The sequence below is a fragment of the Acinetobacter sp. LCT-H3 genome, assembly GCF_001866125.1.
GTDB classification, from domain to species: Bacteria; Pseudomonadota; Gammaproteobacteria; order Pseudomonadales; family Moraxellaceae; genus Acinetobacter; species Acinetobacter schindleri.
Window position 1 is genome coordinate 73,067 of record NZ_MODX01000003.1, and the last position, 23,495, is coordinate 96,561.

The window sequence follows — 23,495 nt, forward strand, 5'->3', positions numbered from 1 at the left end:
TTAAGGGTCGCTTTTTTATAGAGGTTTATCCTGTGCAGAATCAATGCAATGAGATTTAAAAATATTTGCTTATCAAATCCAGCCATAATCTTGTAGAAATTTCAGCTAAGTCTAAAAAAGTCACCTTCATTACAATTAAATTAATTATAAACAATAGCTTATTAAAATTTACACCTTTATATTTTATTTGTTGATTTGATTATCTGTTTTTCTTTTTTGTCTGTTTATTCATTTACCGCTATTTATGTCGAAAATTTCCTAAATAAATTAGAGCTCCTCATGAAAAAAACTTTAGCAACAACAAAATTAGGCTTAATTACTATTTCTATCTCTCTAGTGAGCGGGTTGACAGCAGCAGCAATTCCAAGCGAATTAAAACTGGATTACGCTTATTATGCACCTACCAGCTTGGTGGTTAAGGAGCAAAAACTACTGGAAAAAGCATTGCCTAAAACCAAAATTAAATGGGTATTTAGCCAAGGCAGTAATCGCTCGCTTGAATATCTGAACAGTGGTAGTACAGATTTTGCTTCAACCGCAGGTTTGGCGGCAGTACTTAGCCGTGCCAATGGTAGCCCAATCAAAACGGTTTATGTTCAAAGCCAGCCTGAATGGACTGCGTTGGTCGTTAACAAAGATTCCAATATCAAATCTCTCAAGGATTTAAAAGGCAAGAAAATTGCTGCCACCAAAGGCACCGATCCATTTCTGTTTACGCTACAGGCTTTAGATACCGTCGGCTTGGGTAAACGTGATGTTGAGCTAGTACACCTGCAACACCCAGATGGAAAAATAGCTTTAGAGCGTAAACAGGTCGATGCTTGGGCGGGTCTTGATCCGTTGATGGCTTCTGCGCAGGTGCAGTCGGGTGCGAAATTGCTGTATCGCAATATCGGCTTTAACTCATATAGTGTACTCAGTATTAAAGAAAACTTCGCCAAGCAAAGTCCTGAAGCCGTTGATGCAGTCATTAAAGTCTATGAACAGGCGCGTAAATGGGCCAAAGCCAATCCGGATAAGCTGGCCGAACTGTTAGCCCGTGAAGCCAAACTACCAATTGAAGTGGCGAAATTACAGCTGAGCCGTACCAATCTGGATCAAAACATTCCAACAGCAAAACATATTGCTGCATTACAAAAAGCAGGTTCTATTCTGACTGAAGAAGATTTGGTACGTAAAGGCACCAATGTCAATCAGGTCGTAACTCAGCTCTTTGATAGCAAATATGCGCAAAAGGTTGTTAAGAAGTAATGTCTGCACCAAACACTATCTCCGAACAACTTGTGAAGGAAGATCAACCTAAATCTGTTGCCCTTCCCCGTGGTATTCGTCTGTTGAAAGGGATCACCATTCCGGTGATCCTGATCTTGTCATGTGAAATTCTGGTTCGCAATGGTGTAATTGAGCCTTATTTACTGCCTGCACCCAGCAGTTTATGGCAGTCTCTGACCGAACTGGCTGAAGGTGATCTATGGCAGCATCTCTGGGCAAGTAGCTGGCGTGTCTTTTTAGGCTTTGGCATTGGGAGTGGCTTGGGCTTAGTTTTTGCGATCTTAGTCGGGTTAAATCGTCATGCCGAAGACTTCCTGGAACCAACATTTTCTGCAATCAAATCTATTCCGAGTTTGGCCTGGATTCCACTTTTGTTACTATGGTTAGGCATTGATGAAGGTTCCAAGATTACCTTGATTGCAATTGGTGCCTTCTTCCCTACTTATACCAATACCGTTGCTGCAATTCAGGGTGTGGATCGTAAGCTGATTGAAGTGGCCAGAGTCTACCGGCTGAAATATTGGCAACAGATTCAGCAGATTGTGTTACCTGCGGCATCACCGGGAATTCTCACAGGTTTAAGAAACAGCTTAAGCTTGTCCTGGATGTTTATGATTGCAGCAGAACTGATTGCAGCAACTCAAGGGATTGGCTATTTACTCAGTGATGGCCGGGAGACCTCTCGACCGGATATTGTAATTATTGCCATTATTCTACTGGCAGTGTTGAGTAAGATTACTGACAGTATTATGAAGTTGTTTGAACATCGTCTGCTGCGCTGGCGCGATGTCATCAAAAAATCCTAAAAATAAAAAAGCGACCTTGAAGGTCGCTTTTTTATTAAAAACAAGATTTGGGAAATCAATGAGGCCACTGAGCTAAGGTCACTCGGTCATTACCACCATAATCTTTAACAGTACGCACCTGTTTATAACCCGCCTGTTTAAATAGATGACGCACTGCATCCCCCTGATCATAACCATGCTCAAGTACTACCCAACCATTTACAGTCAGGTGTTTTTTGCCTTGAGCGATGATCTGTTCTAAATCAGCCAAACCTTTATTGTCTGCTACTAAAGCACGTTCTGGCTCAGTCACCAGATCATGCATATGCTCATCGGCTGCATCAATATACGGTGGATTGGAAACAATCACATCAAAGAACTGACGCCCCAATGGTTTGAACCATGAACCCAATACGAACTGTACCCGCAACAAGTCATGCTGTTCAGCATTGAACTTGGCCACCTCTAGAGTCGGTTCATAAATATCAGTTGCAGTAACTGACCACGCTGGACGTTCCGAAGCCAAGGATAAGGCAATCGCACCAGTACCTGTCCCCAGATCTACCACACGAGCATCTTCAGGCAAGTCCAGCTTAAGTACAGTTTCAACCAATACTTCTGTATCGGGACGTGGCACCAAAGTGTCTTTGGTGACTTTCAGATCCAGTGTCCAGAACGGTTGTGAACCAGTGACATAAGCCAAAGGCTCGCCAGCAGCAATACGCGCCAGAGCATCAACATAAGCCTGTTCCTGTTCAGGCGTCAGTTCCTGATTCTTTTTCATCACCAGATCAAAAGAATCAATCTTGGTAATGTGTTCCAGCAACCAGGCATTTTCCTGACGTTCATAGCTCTCTGGTTCACCACGCAAAGCCAGTGCTTGTAAAATATTCATTATCCACCATTCTGCTGTGCGAGCATGGCAAGCTGATCCGCCTGATATTCACGATGCAGACTATCCAGCAATTCAGTCAAATCACCTTCCATCACGGCATCCAGCTTGTATAAAGTCAAGTTAATACGGTGATCGGTCATACGGCCTTGTGGATAGTTATAAGTCCGGATACGTTCTGAACGGTCACCCGAACCCACCAGGTCACGACGCATTTCAGAAGTTGCCGCATCTGCAGCTGCACGTTTGGCATTTTCCAGACGTGACACCAGAAGCGCCATCGCTTTAGCCTTGTTCTTATGCTGTGAACGCTCATCCTGACATTCCACCACAGTCCCCGTTGGAATGTGGGTAATACGTACCGCAGAGTCGGTTTTGTTAATGTGCTGACCACCGGCACCTGATGCACGATAGGTATCAATACGCAAATCCGAGGGGTTAATGTCAACTGAAGTATCCACATCAACCTCAGGAAGAATCGCGACTGTACATGCTGAAGTATGTACACGACCCTGGGATTCTGTTGCTGGGACACGTTGTACACGATGTGCACCACTTTCGAATTTCAGACGACCATAGACGCCTTCACCATTGACCAGGCAGATCACTTCTTTATAACCGCCGTGTTCACCTTCATTTTCAGACAGGATTTCGATACGCCAGCCCTGACTCTCTGCATATTTACTATACATACGGAACAAGTCACCCGAGAAGATCGCTGCTTCGTCACCACCGGTTCCGGCACGGATTTCCAGATAAGCCGAGTTCGCATCATTCGGATCTTTCGGAATCATCAAAATGTTCAGATCTGCTTCCAGCTGTTCGATCAGGGTTTTATTTTCCTTGATCTCTTCCTGAGCCATTTCTTTAAAGTCAGGATCGCTCAGCATGGCTTGAGCAGTCTCAATATCTTCTTCAGCCTGTTTATACTTGGTCCATACTTCAGTAATTTCGGTCAGATCATTGTGCTCGCGGGAAAGCTGGCGAAAGCGTTTATTATCTGAAATGACTTCGGCATCTGCCAATAAGGCAGTGAGTTCTTCGTGACGGTCGGAGAGCTGGTCTAATCGTAAACGTAACGATTCTTTCATTTTTTAAAGTATCTCAAACAAAGGCTATAGCTAAATAAAGGTCTTAGCACAGCGAAATCAAAAATTGCGCCTAGTTTAACGATTCTCAGGCATAAAGAACATCTTTATTCAGTACAAGCTTTCTGCGGCTAAAGCATCCAGATAAGCAACTCTCTTAAGATCCAAATTAAGACTAACGCCTCCTTTTTAATCAATTTAATCCGCATTCTTTACTTATTTTACAAACTCGCAAATAAAGCATCTAAATATGGAGATCTTTCTTCACAATGTAATGACGATTTTTTGTTACATTTTCTGCCATCGAAACACAATATAATCCGATCACGGATATGGAGTTCCAGCATGAAACTGAGCGCAGTTTTATTAAGTACCGCTTTAGCCGCAGGGTCAATGATGACCGTTAATGCTCATGCCGACAGCACTGCTCGTGTTGCTGCTGCAAGTGCATTAGGTAGTGTGGCTGGTACAGCTTTGGGTAAAAACATGGGGGGCAACACAGGTGCAACAATTGGTGCAGCACTTGGCGGTGCTGGTGGTGCAGCTGTAGCAAGTAACAAGAAGAACCGTACTGAGTCTGCCATTGGTGGCGCTTTAGGTGGCGGTGCAGGTTATAGCGTAGGTAAAAGCATGGGTGGCTCTAACGGTGGTTACATCGGTTCTGCGTTAGGGGCAGCAGGTGGTGCAGCTTTAGGCAATAAAATTGCCAAAGACAAAACAGCAGACCGTCGAGCTGAAAAACGTGCGAAACATTGGAAAAAACGTTACCGTTAATTCAGTACTTATAGTCTCTCAATCGCATCTTACATTTGACGTAAAAAGCACCTTCGGGTGCTTTTTTAATTGTTTCTAAATGAGTCTAACTAATTGTAATACTTGAAAAATATTGTTTAGTAATTATGAATAAATTAAGGAGAGAAAAAACACATTTCGTCTACAGACTCTCCATGCTATTTCGCTCTTGCTAGATTAAATTTAACTCATAGACAAATACAGCCATATATATAAAAGGTGTACTCATGAACTACAAATCTCTAATGATCGCGGTTGTTGCTACCTCAGCTATGGGCATGGGTATGACAGCAGCGAATGCGGGTAATACAACGAATACTGCTCTTGCTTCTGCACTTGGTGGCGTAGTTGGTGCTGCAGTAGGTAATAGAGTTGGTGGCACAACTGGTGCAACAATCGGTTCTGCAATCGGTGGTGGTGCAGGTGCAGCCATTTCAGCGAATAAACGTGACCGCAACGGTGCCATTATCGGTGGCGCACTGGGTGGCGGTGCAGGTTATGCCGTAGGTAAAAATATGGGTGGTAACAATGGTGGCCTGATTGGCGCAGCATTGGGTTCTGCGGGTGGTTCTGCACTTGGCAAGAAAGTAAGTGAAGACCGTCGTTATGATGACCGCTATGACCGCCGTTATAATTCCTCACGTAATTACCGTTATAACGACTATCGCTATAACAACCGTGGCCGTCGTTAAGCGTTCAATACAAAGCTTAATCTCTTTTACAACCTTCCCTCTTTTGAGCATCTTCGGATGCTTATTTTTTTGCCTATACATTTCGTTTACACTTATATCGTTTTTTTTCGATATACAAATCCGGTTGAACATCGTATGCTCTTAGTCATGTCAAATAAAGAGTAATATTATGCGTACGCTTAACGATACTCAGTTCTCCATTCTTGAACTGGTTCCTGTTCGTGACGATAAAACCATTCAATTCTCCCTGCAACATGCTCTGGAACTGGCACAAACCGCAGAAAAGCTGGGTTACCGCCGCATGTGGTTAGCTGAGCATCATAATATGGATGGTATTGCCAGTTCAGCAACCGCTGTCCTGCTTGGCTATTTACTGGCAAATACTAAAACCTTAACTTTAGGCTCAGGTGGCATTATGTTGCCGAATCATGCACCTTTAGTCGTAGCTGAGCAGTTTGGTACTTTAGCGACTTTATATCCTGAGCGTGTTGAACTTGGTCTGGGACGTGCACCCGGCACCGATCAGATGACCATGCGTGCTTTGCGTCGCGGTCGTCAGGAAACTGAAGATCAGTTCCCTCAAGATGTACTAGAAATTTTGCAGTACTTTAAAGATCCGATTCCGGGCCAACGCATTGTAGCTACTCCGGGTCAAAGTACTCATGTTCCGGTTTGGCTGCTTGGTTCTAGCCTGTTTAGTGCTCAGTTGGCAGCGAAACTTGGCCTGCCGTATTCCTTTGCTTCGCATTTTGCCCCACGTATGCTGGGCCAGGCTATTCAGTTATATCGTGAAAACTTTGAACCGTCTGAATACCTGGATCGTCCTTATGTTTCTATGGGCGTACCGACCTGTGTCGCAGATACGGATGAAGAAGCTCAATATCTGGCAACCAGCGCCTACCAGCGTGTACTTTCCCTGATTCGTGGCCAAAGCCTGAAACTGAAAGCACCTATTGATTCAATGGAAGGACTCTGGTCACCACCTGAAAAAATGTCCGTTGATAATTTCTTTGCCATGGCTCAGGTCGGTTCCAAGGAAACAGTCAAGGCAGGACTGGAAGCACTTTTAGCCAAATATGATGTAGATGAGTTTATTTTTACTTGTGACATCTATGACACTGACAAACGTCTATATAATTTCGATTTGTTAATGCAGGCTAAGCAGGGCTTATAAAATTTCCCTTTCATAAATGTCTTTTAATAAACCGCTGATAGTCAGCGGTTTGTTTTTTTAGGAGGTAATCCATTGATTTATTAAATTCAATCTGCATTCAAATAAAAAACTAACAATTATACGTGCAGGATAAAAACATCAATCATTATATTAACAAACCGACTGCAACCTTTGTTGCAGCAAGTTGGACACTTTAATTATTGGTGCTATTACTTACGGTATTAAACTGTATGAACACAACTTTTAAAAAGCTCAAGAAAAATTACGTCAATATAATTCCGAAAATCCATAACTGAAGTGGATTTTAAAATGTCGAATTATTGATGACTCGAGATTCCATGAAAGTGACTTTACGCCCCTGCCGATATTGTCTATATCTATCACAACAGAATAAAAATTAAATAATTACAGGATATCAATATGGGCGTTAAGCAGGATACAGGTGCCGGTATTTTTCAAAACAACCCTGAACACTTTAAAAGCTTTAATGGGACTAAAGTCGACTCTGCCGCCCTTAAGGATATGGATTTTCAGGATCTAAATGTGGCAGTAATTGGGCTTGACCAGTTTAGTGTGAGTCATCTTGACCGTATTTGCCAGCAAGCGGCATCTGTTAAAGTCTTTCAGATTGAACCGCAATTTGTGATGCCGAGTACCAGCCGCACGCTTCAACGCGTATTGAATCATCCGCTAATCAGCAAAAATAAAAATCTCATTAGTAACCGGATTAAAGGGTTATTGTCTTTACGCTTTTTAGAACAGCAGGTCAAAAATCCCTGGTTAAGACGCCAGCTCATGCCTAATCTGGCAGCCTCTAATCGTCATTACTTTAAGTCAGATAGCTTCTATATCGCCCTGCAACGTGAAAACTGCCAGCTTATTACTTGGCCAATTTTGAAAATTTCTGATCATGCAATTCATTGCATACATGGTGAAAATTATCCGGTTGAGGTCATTATTCAAACCTTTAAATAAAAATCTATTTATTTTTTTCTGATATATATTCCATAAAAAATACTAAAAAAGAATAAAGGCCTAAATTTTATTGATCGCTTTTTATACAATTTTAGCATCAAAATACGTTTATATTTTTCTATGAGGTATTTCGTAGCGAAATAGTACCGACTGATATCAACTATCTTATCATCGTTAATTCCTATCATTAATTATTTTAATATATAAATTTTGATAACCAATGGAGTCAAAAACCAGCTTTGACTCCATGAACTAGGACCTTATCCAATACGACGTTTTAAACCAGTCATTTGCAGTACACGTGTCGAGATTTCTTCAATCGACATCTCGGACACATTCAGATATTTAATACCCTCTGAAATGTAAATTCCTTCAATCGCACGCAGTTCCATCTGGCACTGACTAAAGCTGGCATAACGGCTATTTGCCTTACGTTCAGTACGGATTGCCACAAGGCGATCGGCATCAATCATCAGACCGAAAAGCTTGTTTTTATGCGGGCGCAGCACAGCTGGCAGACGGTTATCATCCAGATCTTCTTCAGTCAGTGGGTAGTTTGCAACACGAATTCCAAACTGTAGAGAAAGATAAATCGAAGTCGGTGTTTTACCAGAACGTGATACCCCAATCAGGATCAGATCGGCCTTGTCATAATGACGAGTACGCGCGCCATCATCATTATCCAGAGCAAAATGTACAGCATCAATACGCGCTTTATAGGAAGCAGAGTCGGTTACCGCATGAGTTTGTCCTACCAGCGTCGTTGGATCTGTACCTAGCTCTTCGGATAGTTTACTAATAAGCCCTTCAAATACATCAAGATTTACTGCATTAGCCGTATTAATAATATCACGCACATATGGGTCCACCAAAGTATCAAAAACCAGTGGTTTCTGTCCTTCCTCGTGGGCACGTGCATTGATCTCGGCTACGACATTGGTAGCAGCTTCTTCGGAGCTTATATAGGGAATGATATGTATATCAAAATCGACATGAGGGAACTGTGCCAAAAGTGAGTGTCCCAGCGTCTCTGCGGTGATCGCAGTACCATCAGAAATGAAGAAAACACTACGCTTTATCTGTTTACCTTCCGACATTAAAATTCTCCTCAAACATTTGTCTTCGTACTATATAATCTTTATAGTAAACCGATCTTACATGACTGTCGCTTAGTAAAATCATCCACCTAGGTGATTTACTATACTCTCATGCCAAGATAATGATTAATACTGCAAAAGTGGAGTAACAACTTTGGAAGCGCGCGTAATTGGTCTGGAAAAATTAGGGAAACACGATGTTGAGCTTGTTGGTGGGAAAAACTCATCTTTGGGCGAAATGATCAGCCACCTAGCAAACGCTGGCGTATCTGTACCAGGTGGTTTTGCAACAACTGCTGGTGCATATCGTGAATTTCTCGAGCAAAGCGGCCTAAACGCTAAAATCAATGCAGAGCTTGCCAGCCTAAACGTTGATGACGTAAACGCTCTTGCTGAAACTGGCGCTAAAATTCGCCAATGGATTGTAGAGACTCCGCTTACTGCAGCATTAGAACAAGAAGTTCGTGCAGCATTTGACGCACTTTCTAACGGCAACCCTGACATCGCGGTTGCCGTTCGTTCATCTGCAACTGCAGAAGACTTACCAGACGCGTCTTTTGCTGGTCAGCAAGAAACTTTCTTGAACATCCGTGGCATCGACAATGTATTGATCGCGATCAAAGAAGTTTTCGCATCTTTATACAATGACCGCGCAATCTCTTACCGTGTACACCAAAACTTTGCCCATGACGTGGTTGCCCTTTCTGCTGGCGTACAACGTATGGTTCGCTCTGAAACTGGCGCAGCTGGTGTAATGTTCACACTGGATACTGAATCAGGCTTCCGTGATGCAGTATTCATCACCGCTTCTTACGGTCTGGGTGAAATGGTTGTACAGGGCGCAGTTAACCCTGACGAATTCTATATCTCTAAACCACTTCTAAATGCTGGTAAGCACGCGATCCTGCGTCGCAATCTTGGTTCTAAACACCAGAAAATGATTTATGGTGAAGAAGGCGCTGCTGGTAAATCAGTAGTTGTGGTAGATGTTGAAAAAGCTGAACGTCAACAGTTCGCTTTAAATGACCAGGAACTTCAAGAACTAGCTAAACAAGCACTGATCATTGAAAAACACTACGGTGCGCCAATGGACATCGAGTGGGCAAAAGACGGTGATGACGGCAAACTGTACATCGTTCAGGCGCGTCCTGAAACTGTAAAAAGCCGTGAAAACGTTGGTACGATGGAACGTTACCTGTTGAAACAGAAAGGTACGGTAGTATGTGAAGGCCGTTCAATCGGTCAACGTATCGGTTCTGGTAAAGTCCGCATCGTAACGTCGATCAAAGAAATGGATAAAGTACAAGACGGTGACGTACTTGTATCTGACATGACTGACCCGGACTGGGAACCGGTGATGAAACGTGCTGCTGCAATTGTGACCAATCGTGGTGGTCGTACTTGTCACGCTGCAATCATTGCACGTGAACTGGGTGTTCCAGCAATCGTTGGTTGTGGTAATGCAACTGAAGTACTGGTAGACGGTCAGGAAGTGACTGTATCTTGTGCTGAAGGTGATACTGGTTTTATCTACGAAGGCGCGCTTGATTTTGAAGTTCAAACGAACTCGATCGAATCTATGCCTGAACTTCCATTCAAAGTCATGATGAACGTAGGTAACCCGGATCGTGCATTTGACTTCGCACAAATTCCGAACGAAGGTATTGGTCTTGCTCGTCTTGAGTTCATCATTAACCGCATGATCGGTGTACATCCTAAAGCATTGCTGAACATTGACAGTCTGCCTCGTGAAACGCGTGCTGCTGTGATGGCGCGTACTGCGGGTTATGCATCTCCAATCGAGTTCTATGTGGAAAAACTGGTTGAAGGTATTTCTACCCTTGCTGCTGCATTCGCTGACAAGCCAGTGATCGTACGTATGTCTGACTTCAAGTCAAACGAATATGCGAACCTGATTGGTGGCAAGTTGTATGAACCAGAAGAAGAAAACCCGATGCTGGGCTTCCGTGGTGCAAGCCGCTACGTTTCTGACAACTTCCGTGACTGCTTCGAACTTGAATGCCGTGCACTGAAAAAAGTTCGTGACGAAATGGGTTTGACCAACGTACAAATTATGATTCCTTTCGTACGTACTGTAAACGAAGCGAAACGTGTCATTGAGCTACTGGCATTAAATGGCCTAAAACGTGGTGAAAATGGTCTAAAAGTTATCATGATGTGTGAATTGCCAACTAACGCGCTGTTAGCTGATCAGTTCCTTGAACACTTCGATGGCTTCTCTATCGGTTCTAACGACTTGACTCAGTTAACACTAGGTCTAGACCGTGATTCTGGTATCGTATCTCACCTGTTCGATGAACGTGACGCTGCTGTAAAAGTCCTTCTTTCTATGGCGATCCAGGCTTGCCGTAAAGCAGGTAAATATGTAGGTATCTGTGGTCAAGGTCCTTCAGATCACCCAGATCTTGCAAAATGGTTAATGGAACAAGGTATTGAATCTGTATCTCTAAACCCGGACTCAGTATTGGATACCTGGTTCTTCCTTGCTGATCAAGAAGCTAAATAAGCTGAAATTCAGTAAATAAAAAAGACCCTCAAATGAGGGTCTTTTTTATTTCAGTAATAAATTTTACATGAATTTAAGATATTAGATTTAACTAATCATCCCTTTGATATTTATCAGCAGAAAATTCTTCGTCATTACATTAAAATTACAGTTTTTAAACCATCAATCTTGGATACTTTATTTTTTGTAGATGGCTAAAAATTTGGATTTTTTTAGTTTCCTAAATCAAATTCGTTTTCTTTTGTGTTGTTTTGGTTGTACTTCACCTAAAAATGTCCGACATATGCGCATGTTTAGCTTAAGATTTTGTTTGTGTTATGGCTATAATTCAATAAAATCGAAGCTAAACCTTTTCAACGTACATTTTGAGATTCAGTCTTTATGCAGATTTACCTGGCACGAAATAATCAACAAGCTGGACCATATACGCTTGAACAGCTAAATCAGATGCTTGCAAGCCAGCAAGTATTATTGACTGATTTGGCCTGGCACCAAGGCATGACCGAATGGAAAGCTTTGGGTGAGCTCACGCAGGGTAAATTCGTTTATGAACCTGAAGGTTATATTCCACCTGCACCAGTTGCCGAGCCAGCAGCACCATTTGAGCAGCCTGCAGCACAAACCAATACTTATGCACGTCCTGCACCAAAAGCGAATACATCTGAACTGGCGAGTATTCCTGCACGTATTTTTGCCAAGTTCGTCGACCTGCTGCTCTGGATTCCAGCAACTTTCATTTTGACTGCCTTCTTCACAGCTGAAGAAAAACTGCGTTTTACCCAGCTAAATGAGCAGATCATGACGCAGGCTATGGGTGGCAGTGCAGATCAGAACCGCGTGCTGGAATTGCAGTCTCAAATGCTGGATATGTTCTCTACTCAGGCTTGGACAGCAGCAGGTTTATATCTGCTGATCATGCTGGTTATCCAAGGTTACCTGATTGCAAAATCTGGTCAAAGCATTGGTAAAAAACTGACTAAAATTAAGATTGTAGATGCTGAAACTGGTACTCAAACCTCACTCATGCGTGCCTTTACTTTGCGCAGTATCGTGTTCATTTTGCCTACAATTTATTTTATTCCATTGTTTTCGCTTGTGGATTGGATTTTCGGTTTGGGCAAAAACCGTCAGACTTTGCACGATAAACTGGCGAAAACCAAGGTGATCAAGCAATAAAATTAAGTTCTCTTTAAAGGGATGCTCTGCATCCCTTTTTTCGCTCATAACTTTGAAATTAAAATAAAATTACTATAAATATTCGACAATCCCGAGCAGTAAAATCGGTTTTTATTACAGTCATTTAAAGCCTCTTTATATATAGCTTAGTTTGTTGTAATCAGGCATAATGCCCTACAACGTAGCGGTGTCTCATGATTAGGAAGATTTTTTGTTAACAAATGAATCTTTTTAATCATGCGACACTTTAATCGCTATCCCATATTAATTTAGGGAATGGGACTCTTCACCGAGGTTGTAAAATGAGACAAACGATTTTAGCTGTATTGTCTTTATCTGCGATGTCCGCACTTTTAACAGGGTGTGGTGGTGATTTAGTACTTCTGAACTCTAAAGGTCCAGTTGCAGCAGGCCAAAGTAGCCTGATGATGACTGCGATTTACTTAATGCTTCTGGTGGTTATTCCATCAGCAATCATGGCATTATGGTTCGGTTGGAAATATCGCGCATCGAATAAAGACGCAGACTATAAACCTACTTGGGCACACTCTACTGCAATTGAAATTGTAGTTTGGGGTATCCCAGTTATTATTATTGCTATTCTTGCCTGGTTAACTTGGTGGGGTTCCCACAAGTACGACCCGTACCGTCCGCTTGAGGCTGACAAGGCACCATTGACCGTTCAAGTTATTGCTGAACAGTTCAAATGGGTCTTCATCTACCCAGAGCAAGGCATTGCGACTGTTAACGAAATCCGCTTCCCTGAGAAAACTCCGGTTAGCCTTCGTATCACTTCTAACTTCACGATGAACTCATTCTTCATCCCTGCGTTAGGTGGTCAGATCTATGCAATGGCGGGTATGCAAACTCACCTGAACCTGTTGGCAGATGAAACTAGCCCAGCTGAAGGCTACCGCGGTTTCTCTTCTAACTATTCTGGTTATGGCTTCTCACAAATGCGCTTTCGCGCTCACTCTGTGACTGATGCTCAGTTTGCTGAATGGGTTTCTGCTGTTCAAGCAGGTAACGGTACTTCAGTAAATCCAGAAGCTGTTCAGAAATCTGTATTAGACCAGGCTGAATTCGCATCTCTGCGTGACGGCAACCGTGGTAAACACCAGATTGAAGCGCTGATCGCAAAAGCAAATACTCCTGAAGAGAAGGCTGCTGCTGAAGCTATGAAGCCTTACCCAACTAAGCCACATCCAGTGACTTATTACTCTTCTGTAGAGCAAGGTTTGTTTGAATCTGTGATTAATCACTACATGAGCAACTACCATGGTGCTGACCACTCAGCTCCTGCTGCAGAGCACGGTGTTGCGCACGAAGAAGCTGCTGCTTCTGAAGCACATGTAGCTGATGCACATGCGACTGCTTCTCAAGGGGAATAAGACATGAACTTATTAGGTAAGTTAGGTCCAGATGCAATTCCTTACGATCCAATCGTATTGGTTACTGTTGCAATGATGATCTTAGGCGGTATCGCAGTTGTTGCTGGTATCACCTACTTCAAAAAATGGGGCTACCTGTGGAACGAATGGTTCACATCTGTAGACCATAAAAAAATCGGTATCATGTATATCTTCGTGTCGATTATCATGCTTGTGCGTGGTTTCGCCGATGCGATCATGATGCGTCTTCAGCAGTTCCTTGCAAAAGGTGGTGGTGAAGGTTACTTGCACCCAGAACACTATGACCAGATCTTTACCGCGCACGGCGTGATCATGATCTTCTTCGTAGCAATGGGTCTTGTAGTTGGCTTAATGAACGTAGCTGTACCGCTTCAAATCGGTGCACGTGACGTTGCCTTCCCATTATTAAACTCTCTAAGCTTCTGGCTGTTTGCTGGTGCTGCGGGTCTGATGATGGTGTCTCTGGCTCTTGGTGAGTTCGCTGCAACTGGTTGGATGGCATACCCTCCACTATCAGGCATTGAATATTCTCCAGGTGTTGGTGTTGACTACTATATCTGGGCACTTCAGGTTTCAGGTCTAGGTACGCTTCTTACTGGTGTTAACTTCTTTGTTACTATCATCAAAATGCGTGCGCCTGGCATGAAGATGATGGATATGCCGATTTTCACTTGGACTTCGCTTGTAACAGTTGTGTTAATCGTTGCAACCTTCCCTGTGTTAACTGCAACACTTGCAATGCTGTCTCTTGACCGTTACTTCGGTTTCCACTTCTTCACAAATGACATGGGTGGTAGCCCAATGTTGTACGTGAACTTGATTTGGACTTGGGGTCACCCAGAAGTTTATATCTTGGTATTACCAGCATTTGGTATTTACTCAGAAGTAACTTCAGTGTTCTCACGCAAAGCATTGTTCGGCTACAAATCTATGGTGTACGCAACTGTAGCAATTGGTGTTCTTTCACTGGTTGTTTGGGTTCACCACTTCTTTACCATGGGTGCTGGTGCCAACGTTAACGCGTTCTTCGGTATCATGACCATGATTATTGCGATCCCGACTGGTGTAAAAATCTTCTCTTGGTTGTTCACCATGTACAAGGGCCGCATCACTTACACTACTCCAATGCTATGGACACTTGGCTTCCTTGTGACTTTCGGTATCGGTGGTTTAACAGGTGTATTGATGGCAGTTCCACCAGCGGACTTCCTGGTACATAACTCTTTATTCCTGATCGCTCACTTCCATAACGTAATTATTGGCGGTGTAGTATTCGCAATGTTCGCAGGTATCATTTACTACTGGCCAAAAATGTTTGGTTGGAAGCTAAATGAAACTTGGGGTAAAGCAGCGTTCTGGTTCTGGTTCTTCGGTTTCTACTTTGCATTCATGCCACTTTATATCCTTGGTTTCATGGGTATGACTCGTCGTCTGAATACATTTGACAACCCAGAATGGGACCCATATGTAAATATCGCGATGTTCGGTGCGATTCTTATTGCACTAGGTATTGCCTGCTTCGTTATGCAGATCGTTGTTGGTTTCTTGCAACGCGAACAAAATATGGACTATACAGGCGATATCTGGGATGGTCGTACACTTGAGTGGGCTACTTCGTCTCCATCTCCATTCTATAACTTTGCTTACCTTCCAAAGATCAATGGTATTGATACTTTCTGGACTGACAAAGAGAATGGCGTTGCATACGCAAAACCAACCAAGTACGAAGACATCCATATGCCGACTAACCGTGCTGCTGGTTTCGTTATCGCCATGTTCATCACTGTTATGGGCTTCGCGTTAATCTGGCACATCTGGTGGTTAGTAGTTGTTACTTTCGTTGCATCTATCATCAGCTTCATCGTTTCTTCTTTCACCAAGAAAGTGGATTACTATGTCCCAGCTGCTGAAGTTGAGCGTATCGAAAGTGAACGCTATGCGATCCTTGAAAAACACTTGAAGAAGGACTAAGACCATGGCTGAAGTACTTCATCACGACAACCACGGACACGATGAGCATCATCATCACGATGATACTGACATCACTGTCTTTGGTTTCTGGACTTACTTGATGAGTGACCTTGTCCTTTTCGGTACACTCTTCATTGCATTCGCTGTTTTGAGTAGCCACATTCCTGTGGGCACTCCAAGTGCGAAAGATCTGTTTGGCGATTCTTTAGGCTTCGTTCTTACTGAAACCTTCGCCCTTCTGATCTCTTCTGTAACCTTTGGTTTTGCAGTTCTTGCTGCATACAAAAAAGACGTTGCAAAAGTACTAACCTGGTTAGCGATTACTTGGGTATTCGGTGCTATCTTCATCGGCATGGAACTATATGAGTTCAATCACTTAGTTCATGCGGGTCACGGTCCAAGCACAAGTGCGTTCTTATCTGCGTTCTTTACTTTGGTAGGTACGCACGGTATTCACGTAACTTCTGGTCTGGTCTGGATGATCGTGCTTATGATTCAAATCAAGAAATATGGTTTGACTCTTGCAAACACGCGTCGTCTAGCTTGCCTAAGCTTGTTCTGGCACTTCCTTGACATCGTATGGATCTGTGTATTCAGCGTAGTTTACTTGATGGGAGTTCTGTAATGAGTCATGATCATAACGCTGCTGGCGAATCACACGGTAACGTGAAGCAATACACTATCGGCTTCATCCTGTCTGTTATCCTTACTGTAATTCCATTCGGTATGGTTATGGCGGGCGGTTTTGGCCGTGGTATCTTGATTACTGTCATCGCGATCACTGCGGTTGCTCAGATTCTTGTACAGCTGATTTACTTCCTGCACATGAACTCTTCTTCAGAGCAACGCTGGAACGTAATTGCATTTGTGTATACCATCTTAACCATTGCTATTCTTTTAGTAGGTTCTGTATGGATCATGAACTACCTTCACTACAACATGATGATCTAAACTGGTTGTCATGCTGAAAAAGTATTTATTCCTGACTAAGCCAGGAATTCTCTTTGGTAACTTTGTTACCACTTTGGGCGGCTACTTTGTAGCCGCTCAAGGTTCTGTAGATTTCCTTCTCCTGCTCCTTACCCTTTTTGGTACTACATTTGTTGTAGCATCAGGATGTGTGGTCAATAATGTAATTGACCAGGACATCGACCAGAAAATGCAGCGCACACAAAATCGTGCTCTTGTTAAAAAAACCATTTCTGAACCTGTCGCACTTGCCTTTGCTTTTGTATTAGGCCTGGTCGGTTTTAGTGTTCTCTGGTTTTGGGTAAATGCATACGCTTTCTTATTCGCAGTTATTGGTTTTGTCGTATACGTTGGTTTTTACAGCTTATGGACAAAACGAACAACTATTCACCAGACACTGGTAGGTAGTATTTCTGGCGCAGCTCCGCCTGTCATTGGTTATACCGCTGTTGCAAATCAGTTTGACTTAGGTGCCCTGCTGATCTTCGTTGGGTATGCCTTCTGGCAAATGCCTCACTCGTGGGGAATTGCAATTTACCGTTTTCAAGATTACAAAAATGCAGGTATTCCTATTCTACCTGTAGCACGTTCAATTCACCGCACCAAGATTGAATCGCTGATCTATGTGGTTCTGTTTGGGGTTGTCATGAATGGCCTGTTTTTCTTTGGCTATGCCAACTGGCTCTATATGGCGGTGTTGAACATCTTAACCCTGTACTGGATTTATTTAAGTATTCAGGGCTTTAAGGCTAAAGATGATGAGGCGTGGGCCAAGCAGTATTTTATGTATTCTGTGAAGCTGATTACTGTGATCAGTATTCTGTTCTGCTTTACATCGACTGCTCCAAAGATGCCTTATATCATTTTTTAAAAAGATAGAGTTTTACTCTATCTTTTTTTATTTGAGCCTGTTATTTCCCCGACTCTTTTTTAAATACTTCTGCTCTTATCTTTATAAACCCTGTCTTTCTGAAACCAACTGCAAAAATACACTTCAATCTTTCTAAAGTGCATTTAACGCATAAAATAAGAATTCTACTTGAATAAAAAGATACTTATTATGGCGAGATTAGAATTATCTCATTACCAACCATCATTGAATCACCAATTAATTAATCTCAGTCAATTTTCTCTTCTCTTTTCTGTGCTACTCATTCCAGCCCGTACAAAACTGCTGTTTAATTATGCAATTCTTGCCAATCTGGTTGTATTTCTCCCCAAAACCCACTAAACTTCACGCTTCGCAAATATTGCGACACAACCTTGGTTGTGACTCCTTGCTTCAATTGACTTAAAAATTGGGGCTGTTTAAACCGTAAGGAGCTGACAATGCGTCACTACGAAATCGTACTATTGGTACATCCAGACCAAAGCGATCAAGTTGTGGGTATGGTAGAACGTTACCTAACTCACATCAAAGAAGCTGAAGGTCAAATCCACCGTCTTGAAGACTGGGGCCGTCGTCAATTGGCTTACCCAATCAACAAGATCCACAAAGCTCACTACATTCTTATGAATGTTGAGTGTGGTCAAACTACTCTTGATGAGCTTGAAGAATTATTCCGTTATAACGACGCAATCATTCGTAGCCTTATCATCCGTCGTGAAAACGCTATCACTGAAGAGTCACTATTGGCTAAGAGTGCTGAAGAAAAACGTGCGCGTAAAGCTCAACGTGAAGAAGCACAACACGCTCAAGACTCTGCTGAAGCATAAGGAGAACCTAACATGGCACGTTTTTACCGTCGTCGCAAGTTCTGCCGCTTTACAGCTGAGAACGTTACGTACATCGACTACAAAGATATCGACACTTTAAAACAGTACATCACTGAAAACGGCAAGATTGTTCCTAGCCGTATTACAGGTACTAAAGCTCGTTACCAACGTCAATTAGCGCTTGCTATCAAACAAGCTCGCTACTTGTCTTTGATCCCTTACACTGACAATCATAAGTGAGGTTGAGCTGTGGATATTATCTTATTACAACGCATTAAAAACCTTGGTAAACTTGGTGATAAAGTTTCAGTTAAAGCTGGTTACGGCCGTAACTTCTTGATCCCACAAGGTATGGCAGTTGCTGCTACTGAGTCAAACACTGCAGCTTTTGAAGCTCGTCGTGCTGAACTTGAGAAAGCTGAAGCTGATATTTTAGCTGCTGCTCAAGCACGTGCTGACCAATTGAACGAAGTAAATATCGTAATCACTGCGAAAGCTGGTGATGAAGGTAAACTGTTCGGTTCTATCGGTACTCGTGACATCGCTGACGCGTTGACAAATGCTGGTCTTACAGTTGACCGTGCAGAAGTACGTCTTCCAAATGGCGCACTTCGTAACACTGGTGAATTCAACATCGCAATCCAATTGCACCATGATGTTGTTGCAGAAGTTCTAGTTACTATCGTAGCTGAGTAATTTCTCACCAAGAAAAAGAGCATGCTTTGGCATGCTCTTTTTTTATCTAAAATAATTCGAAGATATGGCATATCTCACTTTCATTTTATTATTCGCGTAATTTTAAAAATACACTTCGCATTTTTTAACGGAACGCGTATTATTTCACTTCGTAGTTGATAGTTGCTATCCATCTCCGAGAATATTTAAACCATTGTATTAAAATTCAGGGCTTTATATGTCACAGGCGAATGCCAGCACTAAGCACAACAGCGCTAAACCAGAAATTGTTGCTGATACTCAGCTCAAGGAGTTTCGCACGCCTCCACACAATTTAGCGATTGAACAAGCTGTACTTGCTGCCTTAATGACGGTTGCCGAATCTTTTGAACAAGTCGGTGACGTGCTTACTGAGAACGATTTTTATGCAACCCGTCATAAATATATCTTCCGTGCGATTGATCAGCTGTCCAAGGACAACTCTCCTTACGATGCCGTATTGGTGCATGACTGGCTAATTAAACAGAATCTGCTGGATGCCATTGGTGGTGAAGAATATCTGATGCAGCTCATGGCTGACTCGCCATCAAGTTTCTACAACCTGGAAACCTACGCTAACAAGATCAAGGAATTCTCGACCTTACGTAGCATGATTAAAGTCAGTTCTGAAATCCTGCAAAATGCCTATGACACCAAAGGTCGTAGCGTCAGTGAAATTCTGGATCTGGCAGAAACCAATATTTTTTCGATTGCCGAGCAACATAATAATAATGCCAAGGCACAAGGGCCGAAGGCAATCAATACCGTCGTTGCAGATGTCTTTGATAAATTGAATGAACTTTCACAAATGGAAGGTTCGATTACTGGTCTCACCACCGGCTTCGTCGAACTCGACAATAAAACCTCCGGCATGCAATCCGGTGACCTGATTATTGTTGCAGCCCGTCCATCGATGGGTAAAACCACCTTTGCCATGAATTTGGTAGAAAGTGTGCTGTTTAACAACAATCTGCCTGCCCTGGTTTACTCGATGGAGATGCCAGCCGACTCGATCGCGATGCGTTTGATTTCTTCCTTTGGTCGTGTGCATCAGGGTCATTTACGTGCTGGTAAAATGGACAGTGATGAATGGTCTAAAGTCACCAGCACCATTGTGCATTTGCAGGAAAAGAACCTGTATATCGATGACTCCTCTGCTCTGCCACCAACGGAAGTTCGTGCACGTGCGCGTCGCATTGCCAAAATGCATGGCGGTAAGCTCGGCTGTATCATGGTCGATTACTTGCAGCTCATGAAAGTGCCTGGCATGGGGGATAACCGTGTCGGCGAGATTTCGGAAATTTCCCGTAGCTTAAAAGCGCTCGCTAAAGAAATGCAGTGCCCTGTTATTGCCTTATCGCAGTTGAACCGTTCTCTGGAAAACCGTCCAAACAAACGTCCAGTTATGTCTGACTTACGTGAATCTGGTGCGATCGAGCAGGATGCCGATTTGATCATGTTTATTTACCGTGATGAAGTCTATAACAAGGAATCTAAAGAAGCTGGGACTGCCGAAATTATTATCGGTAAACAGCGTAATGGTCCAATTGGTACTGTGCGTCTGGCTTTTGAAGGTCAATACACGCGCTTTAGTAACCTCTCTCCTGAGTTCTATGCGCAGTATGATGATGAAGAATAAATATTCTGCTTAAACCTGATTAAAAAAAAGAGACTCAAATGGTCTCTTTTTTTATTGCTTAAGCATACCTTGGAGGAAATTATATAAATGAGCATGTCCATTTGTGGCAGATAGGACTACAATATTTACAATTTTGAAATGACTGATTTTGTTTTATCAATACAGTTATTTCTCTCCCTCTTTTGTGTATTTCACACAACATCATTTTGTCATCCCGAAGGAGTATCTAGGGTGCGCCAAGCAACAGTTTATATTGACAGTACAGCACTGCAATATAATTTAAACCGTGTCAAACAACTTGCCCCAACCGCTAAAATCGTCAGCATGGTTAAAGCCAATGCTTACGGACATGGAGTTAAAGACTGCTTAGCAGCCTTAAAAGATAGCGATGCCTTCGGTGTCGCCTGCCTTCAGGAAGCACTGGAAATTCGTGCACTCGGCTATCAGCAACCGATTACGCTGATTGAAGGTATTTTCTCTGCTGATGAAATGCAGATCGTGATCAATCAGAATATTGAAGTTGTGGTGCATCATCAGGCGCAGCTTGACTGGCTACTGGCCCATAAAAATGCTTATATCACTAAAGGCCTTAAAGTCTGGGTGAAACTGAACAGCGGTATGAACCGTCTGGGCTTTAAAATTGATGTGATTAAACAGGTGATCAATCAACTCAAAGCCGAAGGTTTTACTTGTGTACTTGCGATGCATTTTGCCAATGCAGACGCTGATCACCCATTGAATGAAGAGCAAATCCAGCAGTTCCTTGAAGTGAAAAATGACTGTGCCCCACTCATGGGTTCATGCTGCAACTCGGCTGCGATTTATAAATATCCTGAACTGCATTTTGACTTTGTCCGTCCAGGTATCATGCTCTACGGCGCGACCCCATTTGCAGATAAAACGATTCATGATCTGGATTTAAAACCAGTGATGACTTTCACAGCTGAAGTCATTGCGCTGAATCATATTAAAGCGGGTGAACACGTCGGTTATGGTTCGACTTTCACCGCAGATCAGGACATGACATTGGCCATTGTTTCAATTGGCTATGGTGATGGTTATCCACGCGCCTTCCCGAAACAGAATTATGTCGCAATTAATGGACAACAGACTCGCGTGATTGGTCGTGTCGCAATGGATATGATCGCAATAGATGCAACTGATCTCAATCTGCAGCTTGGCACTGAAGTAGAACTGTGGGGTAAAACCCGCCTGGTCGATGATGTCGCTGAAGCAAATGGCACTATCGGCTATGAATTGCTGTGTCGTATGTCTGCACGTCCAGTTCGAAGACTGGTTTAAAATACCGTGCATTAAAAAGCCCAATAGTAATTGGGCTTTTTAATTTAATTTTCTGTAGGTTCTTCTTGGTCTTGAGTTTGTAGCTGAGTTAATAGCGCATCTACATGCACTTGTTCAAAACTATGTGGTGTAAAGTCATTAAAACCCATATTCTTACAAAAATCCCGGATTTCATCGCGTCGTGAGATATACTTCATCGACCAGCCGGCAAAATTAATCTGCTCAAGCGGACGCATTTCAAAACGTTTGATATTCTCATGCCGTGGATCTTTGCTCAGCTTTTCAAATAATAAATTCAGATGTTCCAATTTACCTTCAAGACATTGAAAAAAATAGCCATCTGCAAAATATAACGCCCCAGTAATATCGTGACGATAATTAAAATCTCGTGCCTCGGCCAGAATATTCGTTAAGTCATCGAGCAAATTCGACTTATCAGAGGTACTCTGACTGGCATAACAAAAATGATGCATACTAACCTCTGTAATTTAAATTTTCTTAAATTTAGCATGCCACTGTAACGTGATATCAAACTGTAACGTGATATCAAACAGATAGATAGTTTTATTGAAAATAATCTAAAGTTGGCTTAGGTAACTCCTGCAAACCTTTCTTCAAAGTATCCGACCACTGCTTACTGATTTTGGTGAAATATTCATCATCTTCCTGAATGCGTTTACCTGCCGGAATTTCAAATGTGTCCTTATGATAAACCAGCACATCCAACGGCATACCTACGGAAACATTGGAACGTAAAGTCGAAGCGAAGGAAATCAGTGAACATCGCAGTGCTTCATCTAGCGGCATATCATAGCTGAGAGCCCGATCCAGAATCGGCTTGCCATATTTACTTTCCCCGATCTGAAAATACGGCGTATCACTGGTTGCACAGATAAAGTTGCCTTGCGGATAAATATGATAGAGCTGCATATCTTGTCCGGCAATCTGACCACCCACCAACAAGCTGCAATAATAGTTGCTTTGCTCCATGGTATCTGTAGTTACACTTTCAATCACATGCTTCAAGGTACGGCCGACCAGTTCCGCAACCTCAAACATGGTATGCAAACTGAGAATATTAGGTTCCTGATTCAGTTCCAGCTGATTTTTAATATGCCCGATCACCGCTTGTGTCGTAGCCAGATTTCCTGATGCCTGAATAACAATGACGCGCTCACCCGGAATACCAAAGGTATATAATTTGCGAAACACCGATATATGATCCACACCCGCATTTGTCCGAGTGTCACTAATGAATACCATCCCCTGCTCCAAACGAAGCGCACAACAATAAGTCATTTT

General features: G+C 42.7%; 23 protein-coding genes. 18 read left to right on the forward strand and 5 right to left on the reverse strand.

Features of this window, described 5'->3' with window-relative positions:
* Positions 1-279 precede the first annotated feature (279 nt).
* Positions 280-1,251, forward strand: a complete 972-nt coding sequence (locus tag BK820_RS02865) for an aliphatic sulfonate ABC transporter substrate-binding protein (protein WP_071320045.1) — start codon at positions 280-282, stop codon at positions 1,249-1,251.
* Positions 1,251-2,078, forward strand: a complete 828-nt coding sequence (locus BK820_RS02870; RefSeq protein ID WP_071320046.1) for an ABC transporter permease — start codon at positions 1,251-1,253, stop codon at positions 2,076-2,078. Before BK820_RS02865 ends, BK820_RS02870 begins: the two co-directional genes overlap by 1 nt.
* A gap of 55 nt (positions 2,079-2,133) precedes the next feature.
* Here the strand turns inward: BK820_RS02870 and prmC are convergent, their stop codons facing one another.
* Entirely contained in the window at positions 2,134-2,952 is an 819-nt protein-coding gene (gene prmC, locus BK820_RS02875) for a peptide chain release factor N(5)-glutamine methyltransferase (RefSeq protein WP_071320047.1), read from the reverse strand.
* Entirely contained in the window at positions 2,952-4,040 is a 1,089-nt protein-coding gene (prfA, locus tag BK820_RS02880; protein ID WP_071320048.1) for a peptide chain release factor 1, read from the reverse strand. Before prfA ends, prmC begins: the two co-directional genes overlap by 1 nt.
* A 342-nt stretch (positions 4,041-4,382) precedes the next feature.
* On the opposite strand from prfA, the gene BK820_RS02885 reads away from it, so the two are divergent.
* The 4 genes from BK820_RS02885 (at position 4,383) to BK820_RS02900 (ending at position 7,670) form a co-directional block, all read left to right on the forward strand.
* The gene (locus BK820_RS02885; protein ID WP_004815717.1) at positions 4,383-4,811 is read left to right on the forward strand and encodes a glycine zipper domain-containing protein; all 429 of its coding nucleotides are present in this window, start codon (positions 4,383-4,385) and stop codon (positions 4,809-4,811) included.
* Between the two features lie 245 nt (positions 4,812-5,056).
* Positions 5,057-5,521 carry a glycine zipper domain-containing protein gene (locus tag BK820_RS02890; RefSeq protein ID WP_004815715.1) on the forward strand — a complete coding sequence of 155 codons (465 nt, stop codon included), beginning with the start codon at positions 5,057-5,059 and terminating at the stop codon, positions 5,519-5,521.
* Positions 5,522-5,690: 169 nt separating this feature from the next.
* Positions 5,691-6,695: an LLM class flavin-dependent oxidoreductase gene (locus BK820_RS02895; protein WP_071320049.1), complete on the forward strand. Its 1,005-nt coding sequence runs from the start codon at positions 5,691-5,693 to the stop codon at positions 6,693-6,695.
* A 420-nt stretch (positions 6,696-7,115) separates the two neighbouring features.
* Positions 7,116-7,670 (forward strand): NAD(P)/FAD-dependent oxidoreductase, encoded by a 555-nt coding sequence (locus BK820_RS02900; RefSeq protein WP_048881265.1) that lies wholly within the window; start codon positions 7,116-7,118, stop codon positions 7,668-7,670.
* A gap of 260 nt (positions 7,671-7,930) precedes the next feature.
* Here the strand turns inward: BK820_RS02900 and ppsR are convergent, their stop codons facing one another.
* A complete protein-coding gene (gene ppsR, locus BK820_RS02905; protein WP_004815709.1) occupies positions 7,931-8,767 on the reverse strand; it encodes a posphoenolpyruvate synthetase regulatory kinase/phosphorylase PpsR in 837 nt (278 codons plus the stop codon).
* Between the two features lie 154 nt (positions 8,768-8,921).
* On the opposite strand from ppsR, the gene ppsA reads away from it, so the two are divergent.
* From ppsA to alr, 12 genes are all read left to right on the forward strand, one after another.
* Positions 8,922-11,294 carry a phosphoenolpyruvate synthase gene (gene ppsA, locus BK820_RS02910; protein ID WP_004892929.1) on the forward strand — a complete coding sequence of 791 codons (2,373 nt, stop codon included), beginning with the start codon at positions 8,922-8,924 and terminating at the stop codon, positions 11,292-11,294.
* 381 nt (positions 11,295-11,675) lie between these two features.
* Complete coding sequence (locus tag BK820_RS02915) at positions 11,676-12,470, forward strand: RDD family protein (protein WP_048881266.1); 795 nt, start codon at positions 11,676-11,678, stop codon at positions 12,468-12,470.
* 302 nt (positions 12,471-12,772) lie between these two features.
* A complete protein-coding gene (gene cyoA / locus BK820_RS02920) occupies positions 12,773-13,861 on the forward strand; it encodes a ubiquinol oxidase subunit II (protein WP_008304112.1) in 1,089 nt (362 codons plus the stop codon).
* 3 nt (positions 13,862-13,864) lie between these two features.
* Entirely contained in the window at positions 13,865-15,853 is a 1,989-nt protein-coding gene (cyoB, locus tag BK820_RS02925; protein WP_005222430.1) for a cytochrome o ubiquinol oxidase subunit I, read from the forward strand.
* Positions 15,854-15,857: 4 nt separating this feature from the next.
* The gene (cyoC, locus tag BK820_RS02930) at positions 15,858-16,478 is read left to right on the forward strand and encodes a cytochrome o ubiquinol oxidase subunit III (protein WP_004815698.1); all 621 of its coding nucleotides are present in this window, start codon (positions 15,858-15,860) and stop codon (positions 16,476-16,478) included.
* A complete protein-coding gene (locus tag BK820_RS02935) occupies positions 16,478-16,804 on the forward strand; it encodes a cytochrome o ubiquinol oxidase subunit IV (RefSeq protein WP_004815696.1) in 327 nt (108 codons plus the stop codon). Before cyoC ends, BK820_RS02935 begins: the two co-directional genes overlap by 1 nt.
* Positions 16,805-16,814: 10 nt before the next feature.
* Positions 16,815-17,693 (forward strand): heme o synthase, encoded by an 879-nt coding sequence (gene cyoE / locus BK820_RS02940; protein ID WP_071320050.1) that lies wholly within the window; start codon positions 16,815-16,817, stop codon positions 17,691-17,693.
* 458 nt (positions 17,694-18,151) lie between these two features.
* Positions 18,152-18,538, forward strand: coding sequence for a 30S ribosomal protein S6 (rpsF, locus tag BK820_RS02945; RefSeq protein ID WP_004278789.1), 387 nt, complete (start codon positions 18,152-18,154; stop codon positions 18,536-18,538).
* Positions 18,539-18,550: 12 nt separating this feature from the next.
* Positions 18,551-18,778 (forward strand): 30S ribosomal protein S18, encoded by a 228-nt coding sequence (rpsR, locus tag BK820_RS02950; protein WP_004278792.1) that lies wholly within the window; start codon positions 18,551-18,553, stop codon positions 18,776-18,778.
* A 9-nt stretch (positions 18,779-18,787) separates the two neighbouring features.
* Entirely contained in the window at positions 18,788-19,234 is a 447-nt protein-coding gene (rplI, locus tag BK820_RS02955; protein WP_004815692.1) for a 50S ribosomal protein L9, read from the forward strand.
* Between the two features lie 217 nt (positions 19,235-19,451).
* Positions 19,452-20,891, forward strand: coding sequence for a replicative DNA helicase (gene dnaB, locus BK820_RS02960; protein ID WP_004815691.1), 1,440 nt, complete (start codon positions 19,452-19,454; stop codon positions 20,889-20,891).
* Between the two features lie 231 nt (positions 20,892-21,122).
* Positions 21,123-22,193 (forward strand): alanine racemase, encoded by a 1,071-nt coding sequence (alr, locus tag BK820_RS02965; RefSeq protein WP_071320051.1) that lies wholly within the window; start codon positions 21,123-21,125, stop codon positions 22,191-22,193.
* A 44-nt stretch (positions 22,194-22,237) separates the two neighbouring features.
* Here alr and BK820_RS02970 read toward each other — a convergent pair whose 3' ends face one another.
* Both BK820_RS02970 and BK820_RS02975 read right to left on the reverse strand, forming a co-directional pair.
* A complete protein-coding gene (locus BK820_RS02970) occupies positions 22,238-22,666 on the reverse strand; it encodes a BLUF domain-containing protein (RefSeq protein ID WP_071320052.1) in 429 nt (142 codons plus the stop codon).
* Positions 22,667-22,757: 91 nt separating this feature from the next.
* Positions 22,758-23,492 carry a proteasome-type protease gene (locus BK820_RS02975; RefSeq protein WP_005222442.1) on the reverse strand — a complete coding sequence of 245 codons (735 nt, stop codon included), beginning with the start codon at positions 23,490-23,492 and terminating at the stop codon, positions 22,758-22,760.
* Positions 23,493-23,495: the final 3 nt, after the last annotated feature.